The sequence below is a fragment of the Caldibacillus thermoamylovorans genome (assembly GCF_000751775.1).
Classification (GTDB): Bacteria; Bacillota; Bacilli; order Bacillales; family Caldibacillaceae; genus Caldifermentibacillus; species Caldifermentibacillus hisashii.
In genome coordinates, this window is sequence record NZ_CCRF01000038.1 from 1 (window position 1) to 19,293 (window position 19,293).

Consider the following 19,293-nt stretch of genomic DNA (forward strand, 5'->3'; position numbering starts at 1 on the left):
GGTCTTTTCGAGTTCTATTTCATCACACAGTTTGGATAAAAGCTGAGACGGTCCCACATGTAAGGTTAAAATTTGATCTGACATGAAAATTCCCTCGTTTTCTCCATAGTTTAGATAATCATTCAATTCTACAAAAAAGAGGAAAAATCCTTTAAAAAAATGAAAAATGTAAAAAATTTACATGCGGAATATGCGTTATAAAAAAACCAAATGTTCATTTGTCCATTAAATATCATTTTTATTTGTTATTATATTCACAAAGTGTTCATAAAGAAATCGTTTACTTTGTCATTACATTCATCTATGATATAAATCATAGCAAGTAAGAAATAAGAACACGGTTTTATATTATAAAACAAATGGATTTTGGTTAATGGAGGGAAAATAAATTGGAAGAACGTAAAAGATTTAAAGGAGTAATTCCACCAGTATCGTCTTTGTTACTTGATGATGACAGTCTTGATAAAGATGGAATGAAAAAACACATTGATTTTTTAATTGATTCAAAAGTTGACGGGCTCTTCTTCTTAGGATCTGGAGGAGAATTCGCCAATATGACAGAAAGCTTCAGAAAGGAAATAGCTGAATTTGTGATCTCTTATGTAAATAAACGGGTTCCCGTTTTAATTGGAACTGGTACACCAAGTACGAAAGAAACGATTTCATTAAGTCAGCATGCCAAAAAGGCAGGTGCAGATGGCGTCATTATTATCAACCCTTATTATTACAAACTGAATGATACTGCCCTGTTTAGTCACTATGCAACGATTGCTGAGAAAGTTGATTTACCAATTATACTTTATAACTTTCCGGGATGTACGGGACAAGACTTAACTCCCACGTTTTTACTTAAACTTGCTAAAACCTATCCAAATATTGTAGGTCTAAAAGATACTACTCAAGAAATTGCTCATACAAGGGAAGTTATTCAAATTGTTAAATCAGAAGTTCCGTATTTTAGTGTTTTTTGTGGCTATGATGACCACTTTTTAAATACTTTACTCAATGGTGGTGATGGATCAATTGGTTTAACAGCTAATTTTGCTCCTGAAGTTCAAGTAGGCCTATATCAAGCTTATCAACAAAACGATTTTATATCTGCTGCCAATTATCACCAAATCTTGGCTCAATTAGTTAGCTTGTATACATTAGACAGCCCTTTTTACAACTTGGCAAAAGATGGTTTGCGTTTCCGTGGGTTTGATATCTCAACCAAAGTTCTACCTCCTGCTACAGAATTAAGTGATGATAAGAAAGCTTATGTAAAAGATTTCTTGCAAAAAGTACTACCAAATTACTTTAAGTAAAAAAACAGAACTATTAATCTTTTAAATGGAAGGTGAAATTATGTCAATTAAAGAAATTTACGGTGAAGCAAACGAATCTTTGTATGAAATCTATACCCATAAAGAAGGGCCAAAAGGTAAATTACCTGTAACACCGGAGATTTTAAAAAATCGTCCGAGTGGTGATATTTTCGGAATGACCTTAAATGTAGGAATGGGATGGAAACCTTCTGGGGTGTTGGGAAAACAAGTCTTAATGTTGAGTACTCTTGGCGGCATTCGTAAAGATGATGGAACACCAGTTGCTATGGGTCTACATACGGGGCACTTTGAAATTGGTGTTCAGATGGAAAAAGCGGCGGAATTTGTCAAATCCGTTGGTGGAGTACCTTATGCGGCCCACGTTACAGACCCATGTGATGGTCGTACTCAAGGTACAACAGGAATGTTTGATTCTCTTCCTTATCGGAATGATGCTGCGATTGTTTTAAAACGGTTGTGGCGTTCACAACCTACTACCGAAGCAGTCCTTGGTTTTGCTGCATGTGATAAAGGACTTCCAGCAATGATGATGGCATTAGCATCTATGCATGATATACCAACGGTTATCATTCCGGGAGGCTCCACTCTTTTAGCAACTAAAGGAGAAGATAACGGAACAGTTCAAACGATAGGCGCCCGGTATGCAAGAGGCGAATTAACACTTGAACAGGCAGCCATTGAAGGATGCCGCGCCTGTGCTTCGGCCGGGGGTGGTTGTCAATTCTTAGGTACAGCTGGTACTTCCCAAGTTATCTCAGAAGGATTAGGAATGGCGCTCCCTCATACAGCTTTGGCACCTTCTGGATCAGCAATTTGGTCAGAAATTGGAGCACAAGCAGCAAGAGCTGTTTTAGAACTTGAAGAAAAGGGCATTACAACAAAGGATATCCTAACAGATAAAGCCATTGAAAATGCCATGGTCGTACATGCCGCATTCGGCGGTTCCACAAATCTATTATTGCATCTCCCGGCAATTGCACATGCAGCAGGATGTAAAATTCCTACTGTAGAAGATTGGGCAAGAATTAATAAGAAAGTTCCGCGCCTTGTAAGTGTACTCCCTGTTGGGCCTGTAAATCACCCAACATCCAGAGTATTCCTTGCCGGCGGTGTTCCTGAAGTCATGCTGCACTTACGGAAACTAGGCTTACTACATGAAGATGTAATGACAGTTACCGGTCATACATTGAAAGAAAACTTAGATTGGTGGGAAGCTTCTGAGCGTCGTAAAAAATGTCAAGAACGGTTAATTGAAATCGATAATATTCAAGTGGATGAAGTAATTATGAATCCGGAACAGGCCAAAAAACGTGGACTAACATCTACAATTACATTTCCTGTTGGAAACATTGCACCAGAAGGTTCTGTTGTAAAATCAACCGCAATTGACCCATCTGTAATTGATGATGATGGAGTATTTCGTCACACTGGTCAAGCAAAAGTCTTTACATCCGAAAAGGACGCGATTAAAGCGATTAAGGATGGGGATATTAAAGCAGGCGATATTATGGTTGTTGCTGGTGTAGGACCAATGGGAACCGGTATGGAAGAAACATACCAGTTAACTTCAGCTCTAAAACATTTATCCTTTGGTAAACATGTATCATTAATTACGGACGCACGATTTTCCGGTGTCTCAACGGGGGCATGTTTTGGCCATGTAGGACCTGAAGCCTTAGCAGGCGGACCACTTGGCAAAATTCAAAATGGGGATGTTATCGAAATTATTGTTGATTGCAATAACTTAGAAGGATCTATTAACTTCATTGGAACGGAAGATAAACGGGTAACACCTGAAGAAGGAGCCAAAATATTAGCTGCTCGTGAATCTAATCCAAAGATGAAGTCTGATGCCGACCTTCCAGATGAAACCCGTTTATGGGCTGCATTACAATCTATTAGTGGTGGTACTTGGAGAGGTTGTGTTTATGACATCGATAGAATCCTGGCAGTCATTGAAGCAGGCAAAAAAGCTTTAGCAAAAAAAAGAAATTAGTAAGAATTTAACAGCAATTAAACATCGAATAATAGAGCCATTGTATTTAAAGTATACGCTTCTCTATAAAATTTATTAGAGAAGCGTATATAAACAAACCCAATACAATTTCATCATAAAATGGAGGCGATTACATGCCATTATTAACTGTTGCTTTAGGTGTCGTTTTATTGTTAGTTTTGATTTCTGTCCTTAAATTGAACACATTCGTATCCTTATTGATTACCGCTTTTGCTGTCTCAATGTTCTTAGGAATGCCTCTTGGAGACATTGTCACATCGATACAAAATGGAATAGGGGCTACATTAAGTAGTATTGCCATTATTTTCGGTCTTGGTGCAATGTTGGGTAGAGTAGTAGCTGACGCAGGTGGTGCCCATCGGATTGCTATTACGTTAATTGATAAGTTTGGTAAAAAACAAATTCAGTGGGCTGTTGTGGTGGCTTCTTTTATTATTGGTATTGCCTTGTTCTTTGAAGTTGGACTTGTATTATTAATACCGATTATTTTTTCGATTGTTCGAGAATTAAAAGTTTCTCCAATGCATTTAGGGATTCCAATGTTAGCTGCTCTGTTGGCTACACATGGATTCTTGCCTCCGCATCCAGGACCTACTGTTATTGCGGGTCAGTATGGTGCTGATCTTGGTACTGTTTTACTTTATGGAATTATGTGTGCTATACCGGCTGTTTGGATAGGTGGACCACTTTTTACTAAACTATCTAAAAAAATTGTCCCTAATGCCTTTAATAAAACAGTTAACTTTACTGCTCAAGGTGATCAAAAAGAATTTAATATAGAAGATACACCAAAATTTGGAATTAGCTTAGTAACAGCAACATTTCCTGTTATTTTAATGATGTTCAAAACCATCGTTGATTTAATTATAGAAGTTATGGGACTGGGCGAAAATTTCTTAATTACTATTGTTGATTTTATTGGTACACCAGCTGTTGCGATGCTTCTTTCTCTTTTATTAGCATTCTATACAATGGGCATCGCAAGAAAAATTTCAGTTAAGTCGGTAATGAATTCTTGTTCAGCTGCAGCTGCAGGTATTGGTATGATGCTATTAATCATTGGTGGTGGCGGTGCCTTCAAACAAGTTTTAATTGATGGTGGCGTAGGTGACTATATTGCAAAACTATTCACCGACACCAATATTTCACCAATAATTTTAGCATGGGTAGTAGCTGCAATCTTACGTATTGCTTTAGGTTCAGCAACTGTGGCAGCGATTTCAACTGCAGGATTAGTTATACCATTACTTGCTACTTCAGATGTAAACTTAGCTTTAGTTACACTAGCAACAGGAGCAGGAAGCTCAATCGCTTCTCACGTAAACGATGCAGGTTTCTGGATGGTAAAAGAGTATTTCGGATTAAGCCTGAAAGAAACATTTGGAACTTGGACATTACTTTCAACTGTTGTATCTGTTGTTGGTTTAGGAATGGTTTTATTATTGAATATATCGATTGTTATTGGAGTAATAGTAATTGCCCTTGTTGCTGTAGTCGGAATATTTATTTTATTAAAACGATATAAGAATAATTATGAAAAAAGATCGAGTATAAATAAAAATGTAAGCTAGAAAACAGCTTGGACTTGTCAAAAAAGTCTATTTAAAAAAGAGAAGTTGATACCGATTTTATTATATAAATAATTAACTTCTCTTTTTGTATGAATACAAGTTTCCTCTACATCTTTAGTTATTTTATAATTTACTAGCGCCCATTTATTATTCTTGCTATCTTTTTGTATCAGTATATGACATGGTTGTTTTCACACTTTGCAGTCATGAGGAGTAATATTTATTTATTTCTGGTTGTATTGTGGAAGTAAGGCTTACCTAAATTTATAAAAATTCCTAGTTGAATTTATCCACATTAATAGTCAATATGACCAGATTTGCTTATTTTTTCCCAACTTTGACAATTACAAAAAAAACAAAAGCTAAAAATGTAATTTAAGAATGTTTGCGAATAGGAAAAATGAGAATTGCAATTAGCTAAAAATGTAATTTAAGAATGTTTGCGAATAGGAAAAATGAGAATTGCAATTTTCACAGCAATAGCATATAATAAGCTATATTCTTATGAACGGAGGTGAGAAAGGTGGAGAACACTGTTTTATTGCACAGCAACTTTTTGAAATTTTTATATTTTGCTCGTGCGAAATTTGCTGTTTTTTTTGCTAACGGGATCAGTCTGCCCTTTTTTAGCAAATTAAATAGCGAATGAAAACAGTGGAATCATCTTTCTCACATATAAATTAAAATGAGGTAGGAGAAGGAGGGCTTTCATGCTCTCTTTTTTAGGCTAATAGAAAAGTTCAAACGCTTATCATTTTCAACTTTTCTATCGGATAAGAAAACTAGTTTCTGGTTTGATCCATCATCGATTAGCCGTTTAGCAAGTTTTTCCTATCTTTAAAAAGCCATAGGAGAATTGTATTCCTGTGGCTTTTTTTCTGTTCATAAGGAGGAATATTATATGATCATATGCAGTGTTAATCAAATTGGAAAAATGTATGGTGGAAATATTATTTTTGAAAACGTGTCATTTGAGATTAAACAAGGAGAAAAGGTTGGTTTAGTCGGTCGAAACGGGAGCGGGAAGACGACCTTATTTCAGCTATTGGCCGGTCGGGATACACCGGATTCCGGTATGATTTCTTGGAAAAAAGAAACGAAGATTAGCCTTCTCGAACAAATTCCTTCTGCCGATCCGAATCTTTCCGTAAACGATCTATTGAAACAAGCCTTCCACGATCTAATCAAAGTGGAAGAAAAAATGAAACAACTTGAAAAAGAAATGAGTATAGTTTCGGATCAAAAACAGCTTGAAAAATTAATGGCAGAGTATGGTAATTTAACGGATTACTTTTCATTACATGGTGGGTATGAAATAGATGCGTTGATTGAAAAGGTTGTCCATGGGTTAAATATCGCCCATCTTGTAGAGAAGCCTTTTAGCATGCTAAGTGGAGGAGAAAAGACGAAAATTGGGTTGGCGGTAAATTTATTAAAACATCCGGATTTCCTGCTTCTCGATGAACCAACAAACCATTTAGATTTACAGGCAATTGAATGGCTGAGTGAGTTTCTGGAAAATTATCATGGCACGGTGGTAGTCATTTCGCATGATCGATATTTTCTTGATGAGGTCGTTGGGAAGATACTCGATTTAGAGGATGGCGAAATCAAAAGTTATCAAATGAATTTTTCAGGTTATATAAAAGAAAAACAGGCGGAATTATTACGGGAATTCCAAGCGTATGAAGAACAGCAAAAGAAAATAAAAAAAATGAAAGAAGCCATTAAACGGTTAAAAGAGTGGGCAAATGCGGCCAATCCGCCAAATGAAGGACTTCATAAACGGGCGAGGAATATGGAAAGAGCTCTGGAACGGATGGAAAAGCTGAAAAAGCCAAATGTGAATCCGAAGAAAATCAATTTAACCATAGAAGCGGCAAATCGAAGTGGCAAGGAAGTCGTATCCCTTCACGAGGTTTCAAAAAAATTTGACAATCGAGTTTTATTTTCCAATATAAATATGCACATTTATTATCAGGATCGGGTTGCCATCGTAGGAGAAAACGGCACAGGTAAATCAACATTGCTGAAAATGATCTTAGGTGAGGTAACACCTGATTTTGGTGAAGTGAAAGTTGGAAGTAGCGTAAAGATTGGTTATCTGTCCCAACATGTCTTTGCTGATACGAAGGAAGGTACCGTCATTGATGAATTTAGAAAGATTGTCAAAGTGACAGAAGGGGAAGCCCGTAACCTTTTATCTCGTTTCCTGTTCTTTGGCCCATCTGTATATAAAAAAATTGAGCAATTAAGCGGTGGTGAAAAAATGCGTCTTCGGTTAGCGCAATTGATGTATCAAGAGTTGAATTTCCTGATTTTAGATGAACCGACGAATCACTTAGATATAGAGTCTCGAGAAGTACTGGAAGAAGCATTGGAAGATTTTTCCGGGACAATTCTGGCTGTTTCTCATGATCGCTACTTTCTTATTCCTTATTTTAATAGAGCAGCTAAAACTGTAAGAAACCTGTTTGAGACCACTAAAAACATGGAAAAATATCAATCCGATTACTTTACGAACACTATACTTTGATGGTTTCGTAGTTTATTCTACTATATATATGCAAGTCAATCTTACTCGGATCGTTTTTTTGTGTGCGCTCTTAACCTATTTCCAATGGAACCGCACAAAATTATTAAGCAATTATAAAGATTTCTTAATTCATTTTTACAGCGATTTATAATTAAAAGTGAAAGAGGGATGTTTGATGGGGAATAAAGAAAAAATTTTGATTGTTGAAGACGATGCTTCCATCGCTCGTATTGTGTGTGATCATTTACGAAAGGAGGGCTACTTTGTTACTTGGGCATCTACCGGTAAAGAGGGGTGGGAAGATTTTAAAACAGATACGTATGATCTGGCACTTGTCGATATTATGTTACCGGAAATGGATGGCTTTACCCTTTGCAAAACTATCCGACTGGAAAGTGATATTCCCATTTTAATTGTCAGTGCCAAAACCGAAAGCGACAGTAAAATTAGCGGGTTGGACTTAGGTGCCGATGACTATATTACAAAGCCATTCCGATTAGATGAATTAACTGCGAGAATTAGTTCACACTTACGTCGGTATCGTCGCTATATGCAAACAGATGAGGCAAAAATTCATGAATACAATAACGGGCTGAAAATCGATTTCGACAACGAACTTGTTTATGTGAATGGCGAAACCGTCCAGCTAACCGCAAAGGAGCTTGAATTGTTATTTCTTTTAGCCAAAAATCCGTACCAAACATTTTCCAAATCAGAATTATATGAACATGTTTGGCAGCAGGAAGATCTCAATGGAAATAACACGGTTACCGTTCATGTTAAGGGCTTAAGGACAAAACTCAAGGACGACGCAAAAACGGCAAAGTATATTCAAACGGTCTGGGGAGTAGGCTACCGCTTTATTGGAGAAATGAAACAATGAGACTGAAACCATGGTTAATGACCAGTTACTTAATTGTAATGATTTTGCCCATCATCGCTCTATATTTTTTCTATATTAGTCTATCGCAGTTTGATGAGAAGCGTGATTTTGTCGAATATATGGAAATGAAGGAAAAAATTGACCAATTGGAACCGTTGCTGATGAATCCATCCCTCTACAAAGCACAACCGATTGAAAATTATAAACAATTGCAAGAATTAACAGATTCGTCCATGAATATTAAGTTGTACCGCAAGGATGGATTAAAGCTATATTCTACGCTGGATCAGACTGGCGTCGAGATGTACACATTGAAACAACGGGATTCACTTTATCAAGATTTAAATACACTAAAAAAGGAACACCGCACGTACACTTATAAACAGACCGTTTTTTCGGGTGATGATCTCATCGGGATTTACGAGGTGACGATTGCCCGAAATGATTGGCTTGAAGGTGTCAATCACCGGACACTTATCTTAGCAAGTTTCCTATTTCTGTCTTTTGTTGTTATTTACTTCGGGGTAATTAATTTGTTAAATCGAAAATTAACTCGTCCACTTCTGTTATTAAGGGAGGAAATGAACGCTTTTGCCATTGGGAAAAAAGGACACAAAGAACTTCCTCGCTCCAATGACGAGATGGGTGACTTAATTTCGCATTTTGAGAAAATGAGAGAGCAAATCGAAACAACAAATAAGGAAGTAGAGAGACAACAACAGGAAAAGGAATATATTGTTGCCGCTCTTTCACACGATTTAAAGACACCGTTGACCGCAATTCATGCATATTTTGAAGCGTTAAATGGACGACAAGACTTGACAGAACAAGAAAAAGAAGAGTATCGGGCGGTTATTTTTGAAAAATTAAATTATATGAAAGAAATGATCAATGACTTAACTTTATTTACAACATTAAAGTCTGCGAAGAATAAGCTTGAATTTGTTGAAGTGGATGGCGCAGAGTTTTTTGAAATGCTTTTAGGAGGTTATGAAGGCCCTTGCCGTAAGCGGGAAATAAATCTTATCAGCGAACAAGCGGTTACAGGTAATTTTTTGCTCAATGTAAAGCAAATGGTTCGAGTTGTTGATAATTTAATGATGAATGCAATTCGCTACACGGAGAAAGGGAAAAATATTTGGCTTGCCGCAGTTTCCCAAACAAGTCCGCTTCCTGAATGGGTGTTTGCTCCCTTTGTTGAAGAATTAGAAGCTTGGCGAGAAAACGGGACAATTCTATTGATTCAAAATGAAGGAAAAGCTATTCCGGAAGATGATTTGGAGAAAGTATTTGAACCTTTCGTCCAAGTGGAAGCGGCAAGGGGACAAGGCGGTACATCAGGGCTCGGCTTAAGCATTGCAAAAATGGCAATTGAACAACACGGAGGAAAAATAAAAATATGGTCACAAACAGGTTATGGAACGCTGGTTGCATGCTGGCTGCAGGGGATAAATTCCTCTTCTCAGGTATGACAAGGGACGAGTTTTCCGGAAATGACCGGGGTTCAGTATTTTTTCCTGGGATAGCCGGATAAAGACCTAATAATAAAGGAGCCTGTTGAAAAAAGTTGGGTCAATTCAAGAAAAAATAAATCTTGTTATCCAACAATGACAAAGCGATTAACTCGCCACCTGTTGTTGTGAAAGAAGTCAAAAATTTTATTATATACAGGGACAATAAACCGGTCTCTTAAGAAAGGATGGAAGGTTTTGAAAATAAAAGCAGTATTTACAAGTTCTTTAATCGCAATCGGAATCTTATCAGGATGTTCAGGGGTGACGGGTGTGTCAACGGATGAAATCATTACGAAGGTGTTAGCAGCCGATCAAGATGAAAAAGCTTACTATGCGAAAGGTGAATTAAAGATTTATGAAGATGACAAGCTTGAGGAAAGTTATACAACGGAAGAATATCACAGTGAAGATGGAAAAGCAAAAATAACAATGAAGGATACAAAGACCGGTGAAGAAGGTGTAACTGTTAATGACGGGAAATCAATTATTTCTTTTGATAAAAAACAAAATAAGGCAATGGTAATGGACGATGTGAGCTCACTTGACTTACCTAATCAAAGCCAAAAGGAGCAAGTGATTTCATTTTTGGAAACATTGAAAGATAGTCATAAGTATAAACTAATTGGTAAGGAAAAGGTCAATGGCTTTGAAACACATCACATCAAACTGGAACCAAAGGAGAAAGACTCGATATTTGGCGAAATCGAAATTTGGATTGACCAAAAAACATGGTTCCCGGTCAAAAGCATAAACATCGTGGGAAGCAGCCGTACAGAGTTCGCATATACAGAAGTCGACACATCAACAAAAATTTCAGATGATACGTTTACCTTATCTTTACCGGATAATGTTGAAATCGTTCATCTTAAAGACGAAATGAATCAAAGTAATGGAACAATTGAAGAAGCAGTAGAAAAGTTGGGTAGACCGTTTTTAGTACTAAATGAAGAAAACTTGACAATGGATAATGTTACAATTGATGAACTGAAGGGTGAAATCAACCGAACAGAAATCACCATCACCTATAACAAAGGCGATGGAATTCCACTGATTTACTTGTCCGTTTTTCCAACCCCTGAGGAGAAAGAGTTGGCTATTTCGGACACGGGGTTGAAAATTCGCGGGCAAAACGCCGAATTCATGAAAGAAATCAATTCTTATACTTGGGATGAAAATGGTCTCCGATACACATTAATTGTCGAAGGACCTGATTCATTATCTCAGGAAGATATAATGAAAATGACGGAAAGAATGGTAATTAGTTCAAACTAAGGAGTTGCGAGTTTGAAGTAGGTGTTAAGTGAATGAAATTGCTGACGGAAAGGCCGTTATTAGCAGCTTTTATCATATTCAGTACCTCAACAGTCTTATTCAATAAAAAGTTCTGGAAGGAAGTAAATTTTAAATGAGCATTCTTGCTTTAGCAACCATTCTTTTGTGGATTGCAGTATTTTATGAACTAAATAAACCTTCAGAAAAGCAAAAAGAACGAAAAATTGTAGTTTAAATAATTTTAGGTTCTTTATCAACTTTAGTAATAACGATTTATCTTATTCAAAGGCTTTTTGTTTAAAAATTTTCCTTGTAACAGGGGTTGCTAGTTCAACAAGAATAGAAGAAGCGAACAACAATGATTTATACGGTTCACGGGAGTTTAGTTCAACAAGGATAAGGGAAGCCCGACTAATAGGGTTTCCTTTAAACCTTGTATTTTTTAACATTTAAATTAAACTGAGCCAAAAAAATAGGTTTTTGCTAGAGGGTTAAAAAATTTTATAGTACTAGATGGTTTATACCTGTCCCTATATAACTGTTTATTCACCCAATAACAATAATGAGATGGCCATGATGAGCATACCGAAAACAAAACCGTATATCGATATGTCACCTTCGTCATATTTTTTCGCTGTTGGTAAAAGTTCAGATATAGAAATAAATACCATCATCCCGGCAACAACGGCTAAAACAACACCAAGTACGGTTGTATTTAAAAAACGCATAAGAACCAGATAAGTTAATAAGGCACCCACAGGTTCAACTAAACCTGAAAACAAGGCCCATAAAAATGATCGATATTTATTATCGGTGGCATAATAAATCGGAATCGCAACAGCAATCCCCTCAGGTATATTATGAATAAATACCGCGACAGCAATCGCAAACCCGATTGACGGTTCTTGGAGTGTGGACATGAATGTAGCGACTCCATCCGGGAAATTATGAATTGCCAGTGCAATGGCAGTGAATATACCGATGCGCATTAACTCCGGATCTTTTGTATCCTTCGTTTTTACAGTCAACTTTTGTTCGGTTATTTTATCAAGTAGCCCAATAAAAATGATCCCGGAAAAATAGCCGATAATGACTGCCATATAACCAAATTTGTCCCCGAAAACACCGGTTAAAGATTCCCTAGCCTCTGGGAAAATATCAGCCAAGGATACGAAAATCATTACTCCCGCTGAAAGACCTAGGGAAAATGAAAGAAATTTTTTATTTGTTATTTTTGTAAATAGAACAAGTAAACCGCCAATTCCTGCTGCGAGCCCCGCGAATAAAGTTAAGATTAACGCTAGAACAACATCATTTGTCATATTACCGCTTCCCTATATTTCTTAGCTTTTAAGGAACAAGCCCCTTACATTATTTCCCATTTCTTAACAAAAATTCATTATAGCATAAAAAGGAAGAAGCAACGAGTAACAAGCCCTAGTCTTTAATTCCCATTGACGAACGATAGTATTCCAACTTACAAAACTACAAATAATTAAAAAAGTTTTGCGGAAAAGGTCATAGCTTGGAATGGAAAATGCTTAACAAGCCCTAGTTTTCGAAAAACAGACTGTAAAAGATGAAGAAGCCTGTCCTATGAAGTGCAGGAGAACAGGCACTAAAATCAAGGTAACTGAAAGAGCCGTTTTGCGTTTTCAGTTGAGTATTCAGCCACCTCTTCGGCTGAAACACCCATGTATTTGGCTATATCACCGGCAATATGCGGTAAGAAGGCCGGTTCATTTCGCCGGTTTTTCGGTTTGTTTTTCAAGTTTCTCGGAAGTAGATAGGGCGCATCGGTTTCGATCAATAAACGATCAAGCGGGATATACTTGACAGCCTCCTGTAATTCCTGCCCCCGTCTTTCATCACAAATCCAACCCGTTATTCCAATGTAGAACCCCATCGAAATATATTTTTTCACTTCAGCAACACTGCCTGTAAAGCAATGAACCACTGCTTTTTCAGCTAAGTGTGCATGATGAGCAAAAATTTCACAAAAACGGTTATGGGCATCTCTATCGTGTAAAAAAAGTGGCAGTTCGAGCTCGTCAGCCAAATCTAATTGCGCCTCAAAACATTGTTCCTGAATCGGTTGCGGCGAGAACATCCGGTTAAAATCAAGACCGCATTCACCAATCGCCACCACTTCTTTCCGCTCAGCTAAACGTCTTAACTCTCGAATCGAATCATGATGAAAGCTTTTGGCGTCATGAGGATGGATGCCTGCCGTAGCAAAAAGAATATTTGAGCATTCCTTAGCCAAATTTGCGGCTGCCTTACTGCTTTTCACATTGGAACCGGTTAGGATCATTTGACTGACTCCATTTTTCAACGCTCGTTCAACCACTTCTTCTCGGTCTTTTGCAAATTGTTTATCAGTAAGGTTTAGTCCGATATCTATCAATTGTTGCATGATAAATCCTCCAAATCCGTTTAATCATTAACTATTTTATCATATTTTGACAATGGCCCACTGTGTTCATACTTTAAAGCATTATCAAAGAGGTTTCATTTTAAATTAATTTAGTTCAAACATAGCATGAGCAGTTGTATAACTTGAATTTCCCACCCTAAAAACCAATAAACAATTGGTTGCGCTGTTGTTTGCAGGAATCCCCACTTCAGGTTGATAATTCTTAAGTGGTGGGTACTTCAAATCCCTGCAATACAGAAGGTGCCCCTTTTTCACCAGCAAGGTCTCCCATACCGTACGCCATCAATTTACCTTCGTAAACCAATTGAAATGCTGCGGTATAAGGCAATTCATGTGGTTTGATTAAGGATACATCTTTTGTAAAATCAATCACGTTACAATGCTTTAGAACCGATGCGACAAACTGTGAACAGAAGAATGCGTTTTTTCTTTCTATCGGTTTATTGAACATCACGCCAAAAACCCCTAATAAGTTATAGCGATACAACTCCTTTTGTATTTCCAACTCTCGAATATAGCTTCTCATTTGATTTATCTGTGCATCTGTTACCGTTAACGAATAAATCGCACAATTTGCCCGTCTGAACCAATCAGATAACATATCTTCCCGTACAAATCCGCACAAAAATGGGTTTCTTGGCTTTTTCCTGCCAAAACTATACACTGTTGCTAATTCTCCGTCAAAGGCAATCGAAGCATGATTATAGGGCTTTTTCGTATAGCATTTTATTAATCTTGAAAACAAGGTTCCGGTATCGGTTAGTAACAGATAAATCTTTTTTTCTTCCATCTCTACTCCCCCTCGTATCGTATGTAAAGAATCCTTTTAAGAAGACTATAAAGTATAAAACTTAAGATAAGGTGAATGAAAATCTTAAGAAAACCTTAATTTTAAATGGATATGACCGAATATATGCTATTTTTTTGTATAAAACAATAAGAAAATCTTAAGAAATCAATCCAATATTTGTTAAGATTTAATTGGTAAGATACATTTAGCGCGAAAGAGAAAACAGTAGGAGTGAACGTTCATGAACATATTGGTTTGTGATGATGATAAAGAAATAGTCGATGCAATCGGGATTTATTTAGAAAATGAAGGCTACAAAATTTTCAAAGCTTTTAATGGAATCGAAGCAATTGAGATCATTGAGCAAAATGAAATCCATCTGATCATCATGGATATAATGATGCCGAAAATGGACGGGATTCAAGCAACGATGAAAATTCGCGAACAAAATAATATTCCATTAATTATGCTGTCTGCGAAATCGGAGGATACGGATAAAATATTAGGATTAAATCTGGGCGCCGACGACTATATAACGAAGCCGTTTAATCCGCTTGAACTCATCGCGCGGGTTAAGGCAAACTTAAGAAGATATACGAAATTAGGGAGTCTTGAGACGAAAAACAATGTATATCAAAGCGGAGGCCTCGTGATTGATGATGAAACGAAAACCATTACTGTTGATGGCGAAGAAGTCCATTTGACCCCGGTCCAGTATAAAATTTTGAAACTATTAACCGCAAATGCCGGGAGAGTTTTTTCGATAGAAGATATTTATGAAAAAGTCTGGAATGAACCGGCCTTTAATCCGGAAAATACCGTTGCCGTACATATTCGAAAAATCCGTGAGAAAATCGAAATTAATCCAAGAGAGCCAAAATATTTAAAAGTCGTATGGGGAGTTGGATATAAAGTTGAAAAAATATAGTCATTCAAAACTGACAAAATTCATTGTTTTTATCATAATGATTGCCTTCTTTTCCGGAACGATAACAACGCTGGTGAAAATAATGACGATCCCTTTTAATAGTGTACTGCAAAAAAGTTATTTTGAAAGCGCCGCATACATTCAAGAGAGTCAGGGACTTATCAGCGACTTAACAAAATTAATGGGTGAATTTAAGAATGAAGAAAATATTTTAAATGGTGGAACGATCAGTGAGGATGAGTTAAAGGATAAAGAAGAGGAGTTATACTTTCAATTTCAAAACTCTAAGAAATATAATCCTAAATTAAGTGAAGAGGAAAATTATGAACAATTTAAAAAGGAATATGCCGACGAGATTGCTCACGAGAGGGATAAATTTATTCAAAGAGATTTAAGGGAATACCACCTTTTATTACAAAATATGGATGATTATGAAACACCGTTGTTTTATGCCAGTGATGGTACAAATGTATACACAAATACGACGATGAAAGAAAGACAGGAGTTCGAAACTTATCCTGCATTTTTTATATTTGATCATTATGACCAAGAAATTTATCCAAAGGAAACGAGGGAAAATGATTATTTATATTGGATTACTGATCAAGTAAACGAGCTGGATCCGGAAAATACGGTTATTTATTTGGCGTTTCCGGATAAGTTTTTAAATACAAATATAAAGGAATGGAAGGAAAATAGTGCCCTTTCTGCAAAAAATTTATATAAATTGACATACTTAGTGCCGGGATTTATCTTATCTTTTATCTATCTTGCTCTGGTGACCGGCAGAAAATCGTTTCGAGATCAAGAGGTTCACTTAAATGTAATTGATAAATTATATAATGATATAAACGTTCTGTTATGTGTCTCCTTGATTGCACTTTATACCGTATTATTAGATCTATTGTTTGAAATGAATAACAAAATGATTCTTCCCATAACGGTTTTGATTGCTGCGATTGGTTTCGTGCTTATTTTTTCACTTATTAAGCATGGGAAAAACAAAACACTCATTAAGCATACATTGTTATATAATCTCATTAGTCAATTTGCTCATTTTATCGGAGACGTTTATCGAAACGGAAGCCTTGCCGTGAAAACCGTTTTGCTTGCTGTGGGCTACCCGCTTTTGGTTGCTTTAACATTTTTCATATTCCCGGTAACGCTAGGAGTTGCCGCATGGTTTGCATTGAAAAAAATTAAGTCCTTCAATGCAATTCAGGCAGGTGTTGAGGAAATTAAGGCCGGAAATCTTCAATATCACATTGATATAAAAGGACGAGGGGAATTTGCCAGGCTTGCAGAAAATATTAACAGCATTACTGATGGGTTGAGAAATGCAGTAGACAATGAGTTGAAGAGTGAACGGCTAAAAACAGAACTGATTACCAATGTTTCCCATGATATAAGGACGCCTTTAACTTCCATTATCACCTATGTGGATCTTTTGAAAAATGAAAAGGATCCAACAAAAATAGAAGAGTATGTTGGAGTATTGGATCAAAAATCAAAGAGATTGAAAGTATTAACAGATAATTTATTTGAAGCAGCAAAGGCTTCCAGCGGCGATATTCCGGTCCATCTTGAAAAAATTGATATCATTTCATTAATTAACCAAGGTTTGGGGGAAGTGGGCGATAAAATTTTAGCAAGAAATTTGGAATTTAAGTTGAATTTTCCTGCAGATAAACTTTTTGTGACAGCAGATGGTCGGTTGTTGTGGAGATCAATCGAGAATGTATTATCGAATATCTTTAAATATGCCCTTGAAGGTTCCCGAGTCTATGTTGATATTGAGGATTTAGGTAATGATGTGCGGTTAGTTTTTAAAAATATATCCGCCTCAGAATTAAATATCTCAGCGGATGAACTAATGGAGCGGTTTAAACGAGGGGATGAATCCCGAACAAGCGAAGGAAGCGGATTAGGATTGTCTATTGCCAAAAGCTTAATTGAAATCCAAAGAGGGAAATTTTCCATTCAAATTGATGGCGATTTATTTAAAGCGATCATTGTTTTACCTAAATATAGTCAGGAATGATTATGGTGTTTTTACATCACTTTTACCGGTCATTCAGGACTCTAAAATAAAACACTGATTGGAGTTTTACAAAAGGGAAGGCAGTTGCAAAGAGGCAACACCTTCCCTTATTGTGATTTTATAGGCTTTGTGGGAAACTTTTACCTACCCCAGCGGCTAATCGCCTGAGGTGAGGTACTTATTTTAATAACCAAAGCCTACATAGTTTGTACCGACAATAATTAACAAAATGAACAGCACGACAATCAGTGCAAATCCTGCACCGTATCCGGATCCTCCACCACTCATCAAACATTCACCTCCCATATCATTTCACTAATAAAGTATGTCATCATTGGAAAAATGGAATGGACAAAATCCTAAAAAATGTAAATGTGCATTTGAGGGAATACTGATGACTCACTGTATGTAGTTTTATCTAATAAATGTTTTCTCAAATCATTTGGCAATTGTATTTTTGTTGAAGGGGCGAAAAAGTTCGGGAGGTACAACAGTAAGGGGAAAAAATCAGCAGTGCACGTTTAGTATTCAATAGTAAAAGTGCAGAATTCAACAGTGCCCCCAGTTAATTCAACAGTAGAACCCCGTAATTCAACAGTCCCCGACCTCCCATTTAACAGTAAAATATGAGCGAGAAAGAAACATTTTGTATTTTGTTGTGAAACGTAACGTGGTATATTGAAAAGGACGAGAAGTAACGGTCATAAATAAAAAATGAAAGCAATGAACCTGTGATTCGAAAAAGCAAAAGGATGAAGGAGCGATTATTCCATGAAATTTTTCCATACCGCAGACTGGCACTTAGGAAAACTTGTCCAAGGTGTGTACATGACCGAGGATCAACGGTATGTTTTGCAACAATTTATTGAAGCGATAGAAGAAGAGAAACCGGATGCAGTCGTTATTGCCGGTGATCTATATGACCGTGGAGTACCGCCAACGGAAGCTGTGAACTTACTGGATGAGGTACTGGAAACTATCGTTATCAAGCTAAAAACTCCGGTCTTGGCTGTTGCCGGGAACCACGATAGCCCGACACGCCTTCATTTCGGTAGTAACATTATGAAAGCGAATGGTTACCATATTGTCGGTCAACTATCTCAGACGTTTGAACCTGTCATCCTGAGAGATGAATATGGCGAGGTTCACTTTCATCTTGTACCTTATACGGATCCGAGTGTGGTTCGACATGTATTTTCAGATGATGAGATTCGCTCTCATAATGATGCGATGCGAAAAATTACTGAAGCCATTGAAAAAAATATGAATCCGGATGCGCGCCATGTCTTTGTCGGACATGCCTTTGTAACTCCGCACGGGGAAGAACAAGAAAACACAAGTGATTCGGAACGCCCGCTTGCCATTGGTGGCTCGGAATATGTTGATGCCAACCATTTTAAAAACTTCCACTACACAGCGCTTGGCCACCTCCATCAAGCACATTTTGTCCTAGACGAAAAGATTCGTTATTCAGGTTCGCCGCTTAAATATTCGATTTCAGAGGAAAATCATAAAAAAGGGTTTTACATTGTGGAAATGGACGGACATGGTCAAGTAACAATAGAGAAAAAACTGTTGAAACCAATCCGTGACATGAGAACGGTCGAAGCCACGATGGATGACCTATTAAAACATCCAATTAATGAAGACTATGTGTTCGTCCGTCTACTCGATGAGACACCGGTTTTATCACCGATGGAAAAGGTTCGTTCCGTTTATCCAAATGCGATGCATGTTGAACGGAAAATTATTTTGCCAACGGATCGCCAAAGTGTAAAAACAGAAAGAGTCGCGCGTCATCAAATGGATGACTTGTCTTTATTCCGAGCGTTTTATCAAGAAGTGAAAGGGACAGAAGTAACAGAGGAAACGGAATTGCTTTTCAAGGAAGTTCTCAACGAAATATTACAAGAAAATCAAGAAGAATTAAAACGAACAGCGCAAGAAGTTGCGGCGTCAAAATCAATAGACTAAGA

Annotated in this window: 14 protein-coding genes and 1 pseudogene; 11 read left to right on the plus strand and 4 right to left on the minus strand. The window is 37.0% G+C overall.

The genetic code is table 11. From position 1 onward, the window contains the following. Positions 1–389: 389 nt before the first annotated feature. The 8 genes and pseudogenes from BT1A1_RS05240 (at position 390) to BT1A1_RS05270 (ending at position 11,121) form a co-directional block, all read left to right on the plus strand. Positions 390–1,307 carry a dihydrodipicolinate synthase family protein gene (locus BT1A1_RS05240; protein WP_034768828.1) on the plus strand — a complete coding sequence of 306 codons (918 nt, stop codon included), beginning with the start codon at positions 390–392 and terminating at the stop codon, positions 1,305–1,307. A gap of 40 nt (positions 1,308–1,347) precedes the next feature. Continuing rightward, a complete protein-coding gene (locus tag BT1A1_RS05245) occupies positions 1,348–3,324 on the plus strand; it encodes a YjhG/YagF family D-xylonate dehydratase (protein ID WP_034768830.1) in 1,977 nt (658 codons plus the stop codon). A gap of 134 nt (positions 3,325–3,458) precedes the next feature. Further along, on the plus strand, positions 3,459–4,916 hold the full coding sequence (locus BT1A1_RS05250; RefSeq protein ID WP_034768832.1) for a gluconate:H+ symporter: 1,458 nt from the start codon (positions 3,459–3,461) through the stop codon (positions 4,914–4,916). 523 nt (positions 4,917–5,439) lie between these two features. Beyond that, positions 5,440–5,565 (plus strand): RAxF-45 family protein, encoded by a 126-nt coding sequence (locus BT1A1_RS19575; RefSeq protein ID WP_326973965.1) that lies wholly within the window; start codon positions 5,440–5,442, stop codon positions 5,563–5,565. A 252-nt stretch (positions 5,566–5,817) separates the two neighbouring features. Continuing rightward, positions 5,818–7,365 (plus strand): annotated as a pseudogene (gene abc-f, locus BT1A1_RS05255) (ribosomal protection-like ABC-F family protein); the annotation flags it as partial. Between the two features lie 262 nt (positions 7,366–7,627). Then, entirely contained in the window at positions 7,628–8,335 is a 708-nt protein-coding gene (locus tag BT1A1_RS05260) for a response regulator transcription factor (RefSeq protein WP_034768834.1), read from the plus strand. Then, entirely contained in the window at positions 8,332–9,807 is a 1,476-nt protein-coding gene (locus BT1A1_RS05265; RefSeq protein WP_034768836.1) for a HAMP domain-containing sensor histidine kinase, read from the plus strand. The genes BT1A1_RS05260 and BT1A1_RS05265 overlap by 4 nt, the downstream gene beginning before the upstream one ends. Before the next feature lie 237 nt (positions 9,808–10,044). Continuing rightward, on the plus strand, positions 10,045–11,121 hold the full coding sequence (locus BT1A1_RS05270) for a LolA family protein (RefSeq protein WP_034768838.1): 1,077 nt from the start codon (positions 10,045–10,047) through the stop codon (positions 11,119–11,121). 542 nt (positions 11,122–11,663) lie between these two features. On the opposite strand, the gene zupT is transcribed toward BT1A1_RS05270, so the two are convergent. The 3 genes from zupT to BT1A1_RS05285 form a co-directional block, all read right to left on the minus strand. After that, complete coding sequence (zupT, locus tag BT1A1_RS05275; protein ID WP_034768842.1) at positions 11,664–12,443, minus strand: zinc transporter ZupT; 780 nt, start codon at positions 12,441–12,443, stop codon at positions 11,664–11,666. Between the two features lie 302 nt (positions 12,444–12,745). Further along, positions 12,746–13,537, minus strand: coding sequence for a TatD family hydrolase (locus BT1A1_RS05280; RefSeq protein WP_034768844.1), 792 nt, complete (start codon positions 13,535–13,537; stop codon positions 12,746–12,748). 223 nt (positions 13,538–13,760) lie between these two features. Further along, complete coding sequence (locus BT1A1_RS05285) at positions 13,761–14,348, minus strand: hypothetical protein (protein WP_072012645.1); 588 nt, start codon at positions 14,346–14,348, stop codon at positions 13,761–13,763. A 241-nt stretch (positions 14,349–14,589) separates the two neighbouring features. Between BT1A1_RS05285 and BT1A1_RS05290 the strand changes: the two genes are divergently transcribed. Continuing rightward, positions 14,590–15,276: a response regulator transcription factor gene (locus tag BT1A1_RS05290; RefSeq protein ID WP_034768846.1), complete on the plus strand. Its 687-nt coding sequence runs from the start codon at positions 14,590–14,592 to the stop codon at positions 15,274–15,276. Continuing rightward, complete coding sequence (locus tag BT1A1_RS05295; RefSeq protein WP_197057078.1) at positions 15,263–17,317, plus strand: HAMP domain-containing sensor histidine kinase; 2,055 nt, start codon at positions 15,263–15,265, stop codon at positions 17,315–17,317. The genes BT1A1_RS05290 and BT1A1_RS05295 overlap by 14 nt, the downstream gene beginning before the upstream one ends. Before the next feature lie 183 nt (positions 17,318–17,500). Here the strand turns inward: BT1A1_RS05295 and BT1A1_RS17795 are convergent, their stop codons facing one another. Continuing rightward, entirely contained in the window at positions 17,501–17,605 is a 105-nt protein-coding gene (locus tag BT1A1_RS17795; RefSeq protein WP_072012646.1) for a YjcZ family sporulation protein, read from the minus strand. Between the two features lie 483 nt (positions 17,606–18,088). On the opposite strand from BT1A1_RS17795, the gene BT1A1_RS05300 reads away from it, so the two are divergent. Next, positions 18,089–19,291: an exonuclease SbcCD subunit D gene (locus BT1A1_RS05300; RefSeq protein WP_034768850.1), complete on the plus strand. Its 1,203-nt coding sequence runs from the start codon at positions 18,089–18,091 to the stop codon at positions 19,289–19,291. Positions 19,292–19,293: the final 2 nt, after the last annotated feature.